The sequence below is a fragment of the Nitratireductor sp. XY-223 genome (assembly GCF_004959855.1).
Lineage (GTDB): Bacteria > Pseudomonadota > Alphaproteobacteria > Rhizobiales > Rhizobiaceae > Hoeflea_A.
This window is the reverse complement of sequence record NZ_SPNT01000004.1, coordinates 300,518-313,567: the sequence shown is the minus strand read 5'-3', so window position 1 is coordinate 313,567 and position 13,050 is coordinate 300,518. Positions and strand designations below refer to the sequence as shown.

The 13,050-nt window shown below is 60.4% G+C and carries 10 protein-coding genes; 1 reads left to right on the top strand and 9 read right to left on the bottom strand.

Annotation, left to right across the window (positions count from 1 at the left end):
* Positions 1-24: 24 nt before the first annotated feature.
* From E4M07_RS16655 to E4M07_RS16635, 5 genes are all read right to left on the bottom strand, one after another.
* Entirely contained in the window at positions 25-1,077 is a 1,053-nt protein-coding gene (locus E4M07_RS16655; protein WP_136659501.1) for a D-TA family PLP-dependent enzyme, read from the bottom strand.
* Positions 1,077-2,543, bottom strand: coding sequence for a M81 family metallopeptidase (locus E4M07_RS16650; RefSeq protein ID WP_136659500.1), 1,467 nt, complete (start codon positions 2,541-2,543; stop codon positions 1,077-1,079). The genes E4M07_RS16655 and E4M07_RS16650 overlap by 1 nt, the downstream gene beginning before the upstream one ends.
* Positions 2,544-2,633: 90 nt before the next feature.
* A complete protein-coding gene (locus E4M07_RS16645; RefSeq protein ID WP_246660479.1) occupies positions 2,634-3,713 on the bottom strand; it encodes a DctP family TRAP transporter solute-binding subunit in 1,080 nt (359 codons plus the stop codon).
* Complete coding sequence (locus E4M07_RS16640) at positions 3,703-4,986, bottom strand: TRAP transporter large permease (protein WP_136659499.1); 1,284 nt, start codon at positions 4,984-4,986, stop codon at positions 3,703-3,705. The genes E4M07_RS16645 and E4M07_RS16640 overlap by 11 nt, the downstream gene beginning before the upstream one ends.
* Positions 4,986-5,492, bottom strand: coding sequence for a TRAP transporter small permease subunit (locus E4M07_RS16635; protein ID WP_136659498.1), 507 nt, complete (start codon positions 5,490-5,492; stop codon positions 4,986-4,988). The genes E4M07_RS16640 and E4M07_RS16635 overlap by 1 nt, the downstream gene beginning before the upstream one ends.
* A gap of 176 nt (positions 5,493-5,668) precedes the next feature.
* Here E4M07_RS16635 and E4M07_RS16630 point away from each other — a divergent pair, with 176 nt between their 5' ends.
* Positions 5,669-6,592 carry a MurR/RpiR family transcriptional regulator gene (locus tag E4M07_RS16630; RefSeq protein ID WP_136659497.1) on the top strand — a complete coding sequence of 308 codons (924 nt, stop codon included), beginning with the start codon at positions 5,669-5,671 and terminating at the stop codon, positions 6,590-6,592.
* A 102-nt stretch (positions 6,593-6,694) separates the two neighbouring features.
* Here the strand turns inward: E4M07_RS16630 and E4M07_RS16625 are convergent, their stop codons facing one another.
* The 4 genes from E4M07_RS16625 to E4M07_RS16610 all read right to left on the bottom strand — a co-directional run bounded on the left by E4M07_RS16625 (position 6,695) and on the right by E4M07_RS16610 (position 12,916).
* Positions 6,695-8,761 carry a VWA domain-containing protein gene (locus tag E4M07_RS16625; RefSeq protein WP_136659496.1) on the bottom strand — a complete coding sequence of 689 codons (2,067 nt, stop codon included), beginning with the start codon at positions 8,759-8,761 and terminating at the stop codon, positions 6,695-6,697.
* Positions 8,758-9,303 carry an RNA polymerase sigma factor gene (locus E4M07_RS16620; RefSeq protein WP_136659495.1) on the bottom strand — a complete coding sequence of 182 codons (546 nt, stop codon included), beginning with the start codon at positions 9,301-9,303 and terminating at the stop codon, positions 8,758-8,760. The genes E4M07_RS16625 and E4M07_RS16620 overlap by 4 nt, the downstream gene beginning before the upstream one ends.
* A gap of 161 nt (positions 9,304-9,464) precedes the next feature.
* On the bottom strand, positions 9,465-11,810 hold the full coding sequence (locus E4M07_RS16615) for a TRAP transporter fused permease subunit (RefSeq protein ID WP_136659494.1): 2,346 nt from the start codon (positions 11,808-11,810) through the stop codon (positions 9,465-9,467).
* Positions 11,811-11,872: 62 nt separating this feature from the next.
* Positions 11,873-12,916, bottom strand: a complete 1,044-nt coding sequence (locus E4M07_RS16610) for a TAXI family TRAP transporter solute-binding subunit (protein WP_136659493.1) — start codon at positions 12,914-12,916, stop codon at positions 11,873-11,875.
* Between the last annotated feature and the right edge of the window lie 134 nt (positions 12,917-13,050).

Here is a 13,050-nt window from a genome sequence, read left to right as displayed (position 1 = left end):
CTTTCCTCAAGGCAAGCGACACGCTCACCAGACCTGCCCGCGCGCTTGCACCGGCATTCGTTCCTGATGTCTGGTTCCGCGGATCAATTCGACACAATCGAGCATATTGGACACGACGCAGGCATGGTTGGGGACAATCCTGATGCGGTCGCCGACTTTCAATCCAATCTCCGGTGCGGTCAGCACACCGTGCTCTTCCGACAAGTTCGCGACCAGGATGTCTGGCCGTTCGACGACATGGCCATGGCCTTCAAGCCCCAGTAGGTCGGAGGTCAGGACTTTCGAACCTGCATCGATGACCGCGCGGTCCGTCGCCGGCACAGAAACCACCGTTGCCAGCACCGTCAGTGCGCAATCGCCCCACTGGCACACGCCCTGCTCGACGAGCGACCGGTCCATGTATACGTATGTGCCGATCCGATACTCGGTTGCGATTGATACGGCTTCGGCTTTCCACATTCCGGGTGATCCGCCGTTCGAAACCACCTCGACATTTTGCCCCTGCGCCTCGATCAGCGCCTTCGCGCGGGCCAGCCAGTCCTGAACTGCCTCCTCGCGTCCCACCGGAGGATATGTCATCAGCCCGGCGAAATGCAGGCCCGGAGCGGTGGAGATGCAGTCTGCCAGTTCCGCGGCCGCTTCGGGTGTCGGCACGCCGCATCGCGCGGCGCCCGTATCGCATTCGACAAGCACCCGCAAAGGGTCTGCACTTTCGGTGAATGCCTCGGAAAGACCCGCAACGATGACGGGATTATCCGCTACCACGGTAAGCCTGACACGATCTGCCAGTCCACGAAGCCGTGCGAGCTTGGATTTCCCGATCACATTGTAGGTCAGAAGCACATCGTCGATACCGCCCCCGGCGATCATCGCCTCGGCCTCACTGATTTTCTGGCAGGTGATGCCAGTGGCTCCGGCTGCGATCTGCCGGGCAGCCAGATAAGGCAGTTTGTGCGTCTTTATGTGAGGGCGCACGGCCAGCCCGTGTGCATCGCAATGTGCCTGGAACCGGCTGATGTTTGCTTCCGCGATATCGAGGTCGACCAAGACCGCTGGAGTGTCAATTTCTTCGAACATTACGCTGCTTTCGTCCCATGCGGGTTTTTGACGATGGGCCATATTTCTCTGGTCAGATTTGTGTAGGCGTTGTGGCGGGGATCGTTGGGGTAGGGGCCATCCACCGCAGCATACAGGATTTCCGACGCGATGGATGCGAACGCACCGTGGAAATGGTTGGTGGACTTCACCACCAACACCTGCCGCGAGGAGGGATCGATCCCGAGGTTGGAGAACAGGTCGGGTGAGAACACCTGTGCGCGATTGGAGTTCAGGACGATTTCGATTCCCGCCACCCGAATGACCGCACAGTCGCCCAATGGAACAACCGACTCGCCAAAACTTTGCGCCGCGTTTCGTTTAAGCTTCAGCACCTCGACTTCCGCGTCGATCGGATCACCGGCATCAGCGGATGTCTTGCCGCCGAAACGCAACGGAATAGACGCGCCTTCACCGGCGGCATGACAAAGCCGGACGGCCATCGGGTCCCAAATCGTGCCGAACGCTGCATCGGTCAGTCCGATCCGGATGGCCTCTCGCAACATGATTGTACTGTCGCCCGCCACACCGCCGCCGGGATTGTCCCAGACGTCGGCGACAACGACCGGCTTGCATGGTGCTTGTGCGGCCCGTTCCAGTGCCGTCCGCGCCGGCAGGAAATCGGGCGCCGCGCGGCCGCGAAAGGAAAACAGCTCCATTCCCAAATCGCGGGCCAGGCGCCGCGCTGTATCAGAATTGCCGTTCGTGATCGCAATCATCTTTGTGCCCAGATCGGGTGAGTCGCCTGCAATGAAGCCATGGATGACGGACAACGACAGTGCACGGCCATCAGCTTCGTAAGCAAGCATACGATCGACAAAGCTGCGCATCGGTTCGCGGCTGGTCGGCAGCATGTCGATCATGCGGACGTCGAAAACCTCCATGGCGGGTGCAATTTCCCCCCTTGCAGCCCGCAGTGTCAGGTCGATGCAATTTTCAGCCGTTTCGACGAAGTCCGTGTGCGGGAACTCCTTGAATACCGTGATGATATCCGCATTCCTGACCCGCTTGTCGCTCAGATGGCTGTGTGGATCGAAAGTGACGCCTATCTTGGCACGGGGTCCGACGATTTTTCGTGCGGCCTCGATCAATGCGCCTTCGCAGTCGTTGCAGCCATTGGCGATCATCGCACCGTGGAGGCCCAGAATGACGGCATCAACCGGCATGGCGGCCTCGAGTTGATCCAGTACTTCGGCCTTCAGTCGGTCCCACGTGCGGGCATTTATGAGACCGCCGGGTTCGGCCCAGGTGGCTGTGCCCTCGATCAGTTCAATCTCACCCTGCGTGGCACGGGCGCGCAAAACCGGAAAGACCGCGCTGCACAAGGTCGGGGTCTTCGGGTGCTCACCGGGAGGCGCGTAAAAACTCTGCAGGAAATCGGTGAAATCCGTACGCAGAGGCGAAAATGTGTTGGTTTCCGTCGCGATGGAAGCACAGAAAACACGCATTATGTCGGGTCCAGCTCGGTTTGAATGCTGGCAGGCCGGTCCATGGCCCGCCAGCATTTACTCGACGAGCCTGTCGGCCCGCCGGGAGGATTAGTCGAGATAGGTCGCGGCGTTGGCGGCTGCGACCGCAGACTTGAAAGTGGCCAGCAACGAAACCGCTTTTTCGTCCAGGTTTTCGCGAACGTGTGCCTCGAATGCCGGCTGAGCAGCACTGGCCATGGCCTTGCGCTGATCGTCGGAAAGCGCCGTGACTTCCATCTTGTCCATCAACCCGGCCAGGCCACGATCGGAGGCTTCGATAATCCGGCTCAGTCCACGGCTTGCCGCAACACAGTTCTCGGCTGCGGTGTGGATCGTCGCACGCTCATCATCCGAAAGCCCATCGTAGAAAGCCTTGTTCATCATGAACGTGTAGGGTGAAAACAGGTGGTTCGTCAGCGTCATGTATTTCTGCACTTCCGAGAAGTTCGCGAACGAAATGATCGGTACCGGGTTCATTTGACCGTCGATCACTCCGGTCTGAAGACCGGAATAGACCTCGCCCCACGCCAGCGGATAAGCTTCCGCGCCGAGCGATTGCACGATTTTCTGGTGCGAGGGCAGGGTCATGGTCCGGATGCGGATGCCATCGAAATCAGCAAGATCCGCGATCGGGCGCTGTGAGTTGGTGACGGCAAAGAAACCGCCGGTGTCGGGGAACCCCAGGACGACAACGTCTCCGAGGGTGGCCTCGATGTCCGCTGCAAGTTCTGTCCCGAATTCACCGTCGAAGACCTCGTAGGTCGAGGCGTTGCCCGAGAACGCAAACGGCAGGTTCAGGACGTCGATTCGCGGATAGTAGCTGGCCAGGGCCCCGGTTGACGTCAACGTTGCCTGAATGATCCCGTCGCGCATCTGCTGGACATGCTCGGCAGCCGAACCAAGCTGGTTTGAGCCGAATACCTCAACGGTAACACTTCCATTGGTCCCTGATGTCACAAGGTTCGAGAACACGGCCGTGCAGGCGTGTGCCGGGTTTTCAAATGGATCGGTCTTGTTGTCGTGTCCGAACTTGATGACGCCGCCCTCAGCGTACGCCGCGCCCGCGGTTATTGTCATTGCCAGGGCAACAATTGCTAGTGTCCGTTTCATTTCAGTCTCCCTTTGGTTCAGTTTCGGATCAATCGGCAAAGCCCAGGTAACGCGGCAGCAGCAGTGCGGCGTCTTCCCAGAAAGCGAAGATGAAGAGGATGGCGATCTCGGCGATCAAGAACGGAAAGAGCTTGATCGAGATACGCTCGAGCTTTTCACCGGTGACGGAACTCAGCACAAACAGACACGCGCCGACAGGCGGGGTCATCAGCGAGATGTTCAGTGCCAGAACAAAGATGATCCCGGCGTGAATCGGCTCCAATCCGACCTGTTCGGTCAATGGAACCAATACCGGTGCAAGAATGATGAGGATCGCGGTGATGTCCATCACCATGCCGACGACAAGCAGCAGGCCGATGATGATCGCTATGACGGCAAAGCGGTTGTCGGATAGCCCGAGCACGGTTTCGGCGATCGCCTGGGGAATGCGCTCGAAACTCATCCACCAACCGAGTATGCCGGCGAAGGCGATGATGACGAAAATCACACCGGTTATCCGCGCGGTGCGGACCAGCATGCTGTAGAAACCTCTAATTGTGAGGGTTCGATAGACGAACACGCCGATGAATACAGCATAGGCAACGGCAATGGAGGCCGCCTCGGTTGGCGTTACGATGCCGCCGAGTATGCCTCCCAGGATTATCACCGGCATCGCGAGCGCCGTCAGCGAGCTGACAAAGGTCCGCCATACCTCGCCCAGCGTTGCGCCGCGGACCGCCTTGGGCAGGTTTTCCCGATTGCCGCCGATCGCGATAACGGCCATGCAAACAAGACATATCGCAAGTCCCGGCAGCATTCCGGCGGCAAACAGCCCGGCGATCGACACGCCCATGAGGGAACCGTAGACAACCATCAGTCCTGACGGCGGAATGGTCGGCCCGATGATCGACCCCGCCGCGGTGACCGCGCATGCATAGTCACGCTTGTAACCTTCCTCAACCATCGCCGGGACCAATGTGCGCCCAAACGCAGCGGCGTCGGCCGTGGCGGATCCGGTCAGCCCTGCGAAGAACACCGACGCGAGCATATTCGTATGGGCCAACCCGCCTCGAAACCGTCCGACAAGCACCTGCGCGAGCTTCACGAGCCGTTGGGTGATGCCGATGTCGTTCATGATCTCGCCCGCCAGAATGAAGAACGGCATGGCGAGGAACGGAAAGATGTTCAATCCGTTGAAGATCTTCGAGGGCCCTATGGCCAGGAACTGGGTGCCGCCCATGTCGATGAGCCCGACGACGCCTGCAAGCCCGATCGCAAATCCGATGGGCATGCCGCACAGGATCAACAATACGAATGCCAGACCCGCCCACATCAAGCCAGTTCCTCATCCGGTGCGTTTTCGAGATGGGTTCCGAGGTCGCGGATCAGCACCAGTACGAGTTGCACGGATGCGACTGCTGCAGCGGCAGGAATGGCGGCATAGAACGGTGCAAGGCTCATTCCGAATATCATGGCCTGCCTGGATGCACCGCTTTGGGCAAACGGAATGCCGTAGAACAGAACGTATAGGAACAGGGCCAACGACAATACGTCCACCAGAACCAGCAGTACGCGCCGCATGCCGAGCGGAATGGCGTGGATCGCCGCCGTCAATCCGATGTGCTCGCGTCTCGATATCCCGGAAGACACCGCCAGCATGGCTGCCCAGATCATCAGATAGCGTGCGATGACTTCGGGCCACGGCAATTGCCAGTGAAAATAGTAGCGGTCTACAACGCCCAGCCAGACGTCCAGAACAAGGAGCAGCATCAGGAGCGCAACAATGGCCTCAACAACCTTGTTGATGCGATCGCTCGCCATTGCAGCCCACTTGCGCATTTGACCTCCCTGCCACGCAATATGTAACTCGGTTACAAAATACCGAAGAAATATGAGAAAAATCAAGAGAAAAATGTTATTTAGTTTCAAAAAGCGTGGAAGTTTGAACGAAATCTCTGGAATCTCAGCCAAATTTTTGCTCAATATGAAACCGAGTTACAGAATCGGGACAGCCAATGTCGTTTGAAAAAGCCGAAGCCAGCATTGAAACGAGGGGGAAGATCCGGGTCTCCGACGTGATCTCCGCGCTCCAGCGCATGGATGGCAGCTTTGCCACTCAGGAGCAGAAGGTGGCAGATTTCGTGATGAGCCAGATGGAAAACATCTCGACCATGACCATTGCGGAACTGGCGACTGCATCGGGTGTCAGCAAGCCGACCGTTGTTCGGTTCTGTCGCACGCTCGGTTGCGAGGGATATCGTGAATTCAAGTTGCGGCTTGCACAGAATCTGGCAGTCAGTCTCCAGTACCTGGAGGCCGGCACCTCCCGCGACGACCGACACGGCGACGACGCCATGGATCAGGTGCTCTCGGCATTGTCGGCAGCATCGAACTATATGCGCGCGCAACTTGATCGCGAAGCGCTGGACCGCGCTCAAAGCGCAATTGCCCGGTGCAGAAACCTGGTGGTCGTGGGCATAGGTGGTGGCTCGTCAATGCTTGCGGAAGAGGCCGCGAACCGGTTTTTTCGCCTTGGGCTTTCGGCCATCGCGCTAAGCGACAGTTACCTGATGCAGATGCGGTCTGCCACGCTTGGGCGCGAGGACGTCCTGCTGGCGATCTCCGCCAGCGGAGAGGCGGATGCGATCGTTGCGGCGGCGCGAATAGCATCGGGTTACGGGGCGACGACCATCTGCCTGACGAAGACCGGAACCAGCCTGGCAGACACCACGGACATTTCGATCAATTTCGACCTGCCGGAGGACCCGGACATATTCAAGCCGACAGCCTCCCGCTATGCCTTTCTCGTGTTGTTGGACACGCTGGCAATGAGCGTGGCACAGGCGAACGCGGACACAACCCGGGAAAACCTGCGCAGGATTCGCGCTTCGCTTACCGCCTACCACGGGCGCACGGGTTCCCAGCCTTTGGGCGACTAGTTTGTCAGGCAAAGCGAAATCCGACGTCCTGCCACGCCGGGGGTCATCGGATCGGCGAGGTCTTGCCGGTCGGCACCTGCGAGACCGCACCGCCGACCGCGTCTATTCCTTCAGCGGCTGCAGGGCCTGGCCTGATTTGGCGAGTTCCACCAGGGTGATGAATTCGCCGCGGTAGCCGTAGGGATCGTCGCCCTTGCCCGAACGCGCCAGCGCGATGATGTCGTCATAGTCGAACGATCCCGTGTGCCGGCCGCCGCGCAGCACCTGGCCGAATGCGGCAACGGCGGCGGCGAAGCGTGTGTCGTTTGATGCCGCTTCGACCGTAGCGACTTCACTGTCTGCGGTTATCGGCACCCCGATCAGTTCGCTGGTGTCGCTGTCCGGCTGTTTGTAGCGGATCTTCAGGTAGCCGTATTCGTCGGACAATTCTGCAGCGGCTGGCGTTTCGGTTTGCCGGTAGCGCAGATCGTCGATCAGGCCGCCGGCCGATCCGGCGGGCGTCAGCTCGTAAAGGGCCGTCACCGAGTGACCCGCGCCGATATCGCCCGCATCGACCCGGTCGTTGTTGAAATCCTCGCGCCGCAATTGCCGGGTCTCGTAGCCGATCAGCCGGTATTCGCGGATGGCCGCCGGGTTGAACTCGACCTGGATCTTGACGTCCCTGGCAATGGTGAAGAGCGTCGATCCGGCTTCCGCGACCAGGGTCTTGCGGGCCTCGTTCAGCGTGTCGATATAGGCGGCGTTGCCGTTGCCGTTTTGCGCCAGCGCCTGCATCAGCTCGTCATTGTAGTTGCCGTGACCGAAGCCGAGAACCGAAAGGCCGATCCCTGTCTCGCGCTTGCGCTCGATAAAGCTCTTGAGCTCTTCGGTATCGGTAATGCCGACATTGAAATCGCCGTCGGTCGCCAGGATCACCCGGTTGACGCCGTCCCCGTCAAAGCCGCTTTCGGCAAGCTGGTAGGCCTGCCGGATGCCCTCGGCACCGGCGGTCGATCCGCCGGAACCGAGGCCGTCGAGCGCCGACAGGATCTTCGCCTTGTCCGATGCCGCGGTCGGCTCCAGGACCGTTCCGGCGCTGCCCGCATAGGCGACGATCGCCACCGTGTCGTCCGGTTTCAGCGACGAGACGAGCAGCTTCAGCGCGTTCCTGAGCAGCGGCAGCTTGTCCGGCGCGTTCATCGATCCGGACGTATCGACCAGGAACACCAGATTGGCCCGCGGCGCCTCGGCCTTTTGAAGATCGTAGCCTTTGATGCCGATCCGCAGCAGCTTGGTCTCGGCGTTCCACGGGGTCGGCATGACCGAAATGTCGGCGTTGAACGGCACGCTGCGGTCATCCGGAACCGGATAGCCGTAGTCGAAGTAGTTGATCATCTCCTCGACCCGCACCGCGTCCTTCTGCGGCAGGACGCCCCGGTTCAGGGCCGCCCGAACGAAGGCGTAGGATGCCGTGTCGACATCGATCGAGAAGGTGGAAACGGGCGCTTCGCTGACCAGTTTCTGCTGATTCGGCGTTATATCGGCAAACCTGTCCCGGCCCTGGTCCTGGTAGCCGTGCTGCGTCCTGTAGTCACCCGGAGAGGCCGAGGCCACGGCGTCCGCCTCGCGGCCGCGCTGCGCGGCCCCGCTCTGCAGCAGCGCCCTGGTGACGGTGCTTTTCGGCTTTGCGGCCATGGATTGCGGCGGAGCAGCGGACTGAATTTCGTGTTCGGCGGGAACGGCCTCCGAAAGGGAGATATCCGCGATTTCCCTCCGTGATTCCGTCACGCGTTCGCCGGCGGCGTCGAGCGACACCGGTGCGTTCGCTGCCTGATCCGCGCGCGAGTCCACCTTGAGCTGCGGACCGCCGGAGGAGCGCAGGATGTCATTGAGCAGCCCGGAATTGAAGGCGAATACGGAAAGGGCGGCAAGGCTCACGCCGCCTGCCAGCAGGCCCATGCGGGCAGGAAATGCGATATTCATGATGCGTCTCCATCTGAAGCCGGTGGTCCACGCGCCACCGTCCTTCATGAGACGTTCGCGATCCTCACTTCCTTGGGCCGCGTCCGCATTTTCCTCTTCAAACCGAGCCATGGCCTCGGCGATGGCATTGCGGCGCACCGCGTCCGGCGGCTGGATCGGCTCCTGCGCCCTGAAGGCGCGCCTTGCCCTTTCCAGTTCCTTGTTCATGCCTGCGCCTCTTCGGTTGCAAGGGCTTTCAGTTGCTTTTTCATCTCGTGCATGCGCCAGGACACCGTCGATTCCTTTACGTCGAGGATGTCGGCCGCCTCCCTGTGGCTCATGCCCTCGGCAAGCACGAGTATGGCCGTTTCCCTGAGCGGCTCGCCGATCCGGTCGAGGCACTGATAGAGCCAGGCCTGCTCGCCTGCCGCCTGCTCCGCGTCCCCGCGGGCAAGGTCCGACAGCTCCGCATAGGCCCGGTTCAGCTTGCCGGCGGAGACTTTTTTGCGGTGATGATCCCGCGCCGCGTTGACGGTGATCCGGTAGAGCCAGGTCCTGAATTTCGACTGCGCCCGGTAGGTCGGCAGTTTCCGCACCAGCGCGACACACACCTCCTGGGCGATGTCCTCGGCATCCTCACGCGCTCCGCAATAGCGGTACGCGATCGTGTAGATGGAATCGTAATGGCGCTCCAACAACGCCTGGAATGAGGCTGAATCCCCTTCAGCGGCAGATTTCGCGAGGTCCTGGTCGCCGGTTTCCATATACATGTCGGTTCTTTAGACGCGTGCCGGCGGCATTTCCTTGGAAATTGCTGGAATTTTTTAAACACACTGACGCGGCCTTGCGGCAAAAATCGGTCCGGCCGCTCTGGAGTGGCGAGTCGGACGCGCCTCGAATGAATCGCCAGGAAAGCGCCATAGCATCCTGATCAGGATGCTTTGACCTGATTGCGCGACCTGTTGTGGATGACAAAAAGGATCACAACCACAGCGACTGCGCCGATCCAGGCATACTCGACCGACATCATCACCAGAACGGCCAGCAGCAGTCTGATGGCTATTTCCCAGGGTGCCAGCGGATGGCGGTCAAAGCCCGAAAGAGCCGACGATATCAAGTAAAGCGCAAGCGCCAGGCGCCCGAGCAGAAGCGCAAGCGCGCCGACCGTTACACCACCGTCGTAGCCGGGAAGATACCCACTTCCACCGGACGCCTGCGGGTCGAGGATCGCCTCATCAATCAGCAGCAATTCCGGGTAGAACGCAAAGATAAAAGGCACGATGAATATCACAATCCCGGATTTGACCGACGAAAAGCCCGTTGCCATGGGTTCCGCTTTGGTGATCGTCGCTGCGGCGAAGGCAGCGAGCGCCACGGGCGGTGTGATGGCGCTGGCGACGGCGAAGTAGAATATGAACATATGCGCCGTGAAAAGGGACAGGCCCAGGCCAGCCAGCACCGGCCCCATGAGCAGCGCCGCGTTGATGTAGGCCGGCACCGCCGGCATACCCATTCCGAGGAGCACGGCGAGCAGCATTGTCATCAAAAGGGCCACGAACTGGAAAAATGCAGATCCGCCGCCGCCAAGATCCAGGCTGTTGAGCCAGGCCAGCACGTCGAGTGCCAGAAACACCGGCAGGCCCGTGAACTGCAGGCAGAAATCGATGATCGAGACCGCCAGGAACATCAGGTACAGCGTCGAGATCAGGATGCCGGCCTGGGACATCGCATCGATGATCTTGCGGGGGCGGGCGCGCACTTCCGGGTCGACGAAGAGCAGCACCAGGAGCAGCATCACCGCCCACCATCCGGCCGCACCGGCGGATCCGGCAGAGTTTTGCACGGCGCGCAGGAACCAGCTGAGACTTTCAACCTGGCAGCCGGCATCGGTGAACTGGCGTTCTGCCCCCAGCAAGCCGCCCAGCAATCCGCATCCGACAGCGTCCTTGGGCGTCAGGAGCAGGACCAGGATCAACAGGATCGGGCCGAAAATCATCACCAGGTTGAGAAAATCCTGACGCTCCAGAATCATGTCCTCCGTGATCTCGCCGATCGCCGTGATGTTCTGTTTTCGCGACTGGAAGGCGACCGACAGGAACAGGCAGAAGAAATAGGCGATCGCCGGAATAAGGGCGGCGATAATCACGCTCGAATAGGGCACGGCCGTCAGCGACGCGAGAATGAACGCGGCGACCCCCATGACCGGCGGCATGATGGATCCGCCCGACGACGCGGCGGCCTCGACGCCGCCGGCAAAGACTTTCGAAAAACCGCGTTTGAGCATCATCGGGATCGTCAGCACGCCGGTCGAGAGTACGTTGACAATCGGACCGCCCGATATCGTTCCGAACAGGGCCGAGGAGACGACCGCCGCGTGCGCCGGCCCGCCGCGGACATGCCGCGTCCAGCGGAACGCCAGCTTGATCAGCGATTTGCCGCCGGCCGAACTGCCGAACAGCGATCCGAGCACCAGATAGGGAAAGATCGTGTTCAGGACGATGTCCATGAAACGCCCGAGCAGTCCGGACGAGTTGTTGACGAGGACATCGTGCACCCGCGGGCGCCCGTCGGCCAGAAAACGCGGCTCGCCGGCAAGCTTGGTGACAAAGTACTTGTTGATGTCCTCGACGCCGTAGAAGTACCAGACCAGGACGGTTCCGATGGTGTAGAGCGAAACGACGATCGCCACGAAGACCAGCGGCAGACCCCAGACCTTGATGTTGTAGGACAGAAAAACCACGATCGCCAGGCCGACGATCAGCACCAGCCAGCCGCCCGTCGTATTGACGCATTGCGGGTCTTCGACGGTTGTCGGCGCCGGCAGGCCGAGGCTTTCGTTGAAGGCGGCGGCGGCGGCAAGGCTTTCCTCGATAAGCCGGGCGCGATCGCCGGTGACCTGGTCGATCAGGCAAATCGCTTCGATCTCGACAAGATAGGTCAGCGCGATCGTGAAGGCCGTGATCACCAGCGCGATGTCGAGGAACAGGCCGAGTTTCCGGCGGATGGGCGTTCTGTCTTGCCAGTCGCGCCACATCGAGTGCTTGAGCGCCACGATCAGCATCATCAGGGCGAAGAAGACCGGATAAAACCACTCGAAGGAAAACTTGCGCAGCGTCGCGTCGTCACTGCCGAGCAGGGATACGGCAAGGGCATCGTAGCCCGGTATTCCCGGGGTGGAATTGGCGAGCCCGACAAGAACCATCGCCACTGAAAGCCAGTAGAGAAATTTTAAGGAAAAGCTTGGCCGTTCCGCGCTCTTGTCCGACTCACCGCTCATTTGCGTCCCCGAGACACCCCATCAGCCGGGCAGGGTGCCTGCCCGGCCGGACCGTGCCAAGGCTACTTGGCGCAGTCAGGAATAGAGTATCCCGCTTCCTCCCAGGCCGCCACAGCGCCGGGATGGTATTTCAACGGATTGTTGCCGCACATGTCGGTAATGGCGATATCCGTTTCACCGTGCCAGGTGCTCGCCATGAAAGGCGCCTTGGCATGGTAGATGGACTCGATGTTTTCGATGAACGCGGCGGTCAGCGCCTTCGCCAGGTCGAAGTCCAAATCGACATTGACGATGTCTGCGCCCACCGTGGCGGGTCCGCGGAACATATCGTCTTCCGAGGCAATGGTGACGCCGTCCCCATAGCCCATATCGGCGACCGCCATTTCGAACATCACGGTGCCGGGCAGGTTCCCGACATTCTGGAACGCTTCGCTTTCATAGACATCCTTCGATACCGAGAAAATCGTCATGTTGCCCGAGGCAAGGGCTGCCGTCACGCGGGGATCCGGGAACGACATCGGTAGCACCATGGCGTCCGCCGAACCGTCCTGGATGGTCTTGACCGCCTGGCCCCAATTGACCTGGATGCCGTCGTAACCGCTGCCTTCCTCCATGCCGGTGTTCACCTTGATCAGCAGCCGGGCATTGGTCAGCGCCGCGCCGCGCGGCGGGCCGTTGTAGATGGTCTTGCCCTCAAGCCCGTCCCAACCGCTTATATTGGCGCTGTCATAGGCAAAGAGCCCCTGAACGGAGATCCGGTAGGTATAAAGAACGGCGAGATTTGCGGCGAGCTTCGCGCCTTCCTCAGCTCCAAGTCCGGCATAGGGCCCGACGCCCCGCGACAGCATGAAGGGAAGGATGAACGGTGCCGCTGCGATATCCGTTTTGCCTTCGGCGACGTTTTGAACCGAGTTGGTCAGGGTCTGGCCGGCCGAAACCTGGATATCGGCAACGCCCGCCTTTGCGGATGCTTCCGACAGCGATATGATGGAAATGCCCGGAGTGGTGTTCGGCGCCGCCGTCTCGGCAGTGAGAATGCTCTGTGCGTTGGCGCCTGCCGCCAGCCACAGGGAAGCGGCAACCGCCACGAAGAATTGTCTTTTCATGTTTGCTCCTCCTTTATCGATCTTAACACGTATTTATCGGTTTTATCGATTTTTTTTGACAATTTTGCGCAATCTGGTTTCAATAGCAAGCACTTTGATGCAACTGTCACCGCGTGTCGAATAGACAACGGGTC

What these genes read in the sequence shown, in the direction of transcription:
- E4M07_RS16655 (WP_136659501.1), bottom strand. Translation starts at nt 1,077, where the DNA reads ATGTTCGAAGAAATTGACACTCCAGCGGTCTTGGTCGACCTCGATATC.
- E4M07_RS16650 (WP_136659500.1), bottom strand. Translation starts at nt 2,543, where the DNA reads ATGCGTGTTTTCTGTGCTTCCATCGCGACGGAAACCAACACATTTTCG.
- E4M07_RS16640 (WP_136659499.1), bottom strand. Translation starts at nt 4,986, where the DNA reads ATGTGGGCGGGTCTGGCATTCGTATTGTTGATCCTGTGCGGCATGCCC.
- E4M07_RS16635 (WP_136659498.1), bottom strand. Translation starts at nt 5,492, where the DNA reads ATGCGCAAGTGGGCTGCAATGGCGAGCGATCGCATCAACAAGGTTGTT.
- E4M07_RS16630 (WP_136659497.1), top strand. Translation starts at nt 5,669, where the DNA reads ATGTCGTTTGAAAAAGCCGAAGCCAGCATTGAAACGAGGGGGAAGATC.
- E4M07_RS16625 (WP_136659496.1), bottom strand. Translation starts at nt 8,761, where the DNA reads ATGAACAAGGAACTGGAAAGGGCAAGGCGCGCCTTCAGGGCGCAGGAG.
- E4M07_RS16620 (WP_136659495.1), bottom strand. Translation starts at nt 9,303, where the DNA reads ATGTATATGGAAACCGGCGACCAGGACCTCGCGAAATCTGCCGCTGAA.
- E4M07_RS16615 (WP_136659494.1), bottom strand. Translation starts at nt 11,810, where the DNA reads ATGAGCGGTGAGTCGGACAAGAGCGCGGAACGGCCAAGCTTTTCCTTA.
- E4M07_RS16610 (WP_136659493.1), bottom strand. Translation starts at nt 12,916, where the DNA reads ATGAAAAGACAATTCTTCGTGGCGGTTGCCGCTTCCCTGTGGCTGGCG.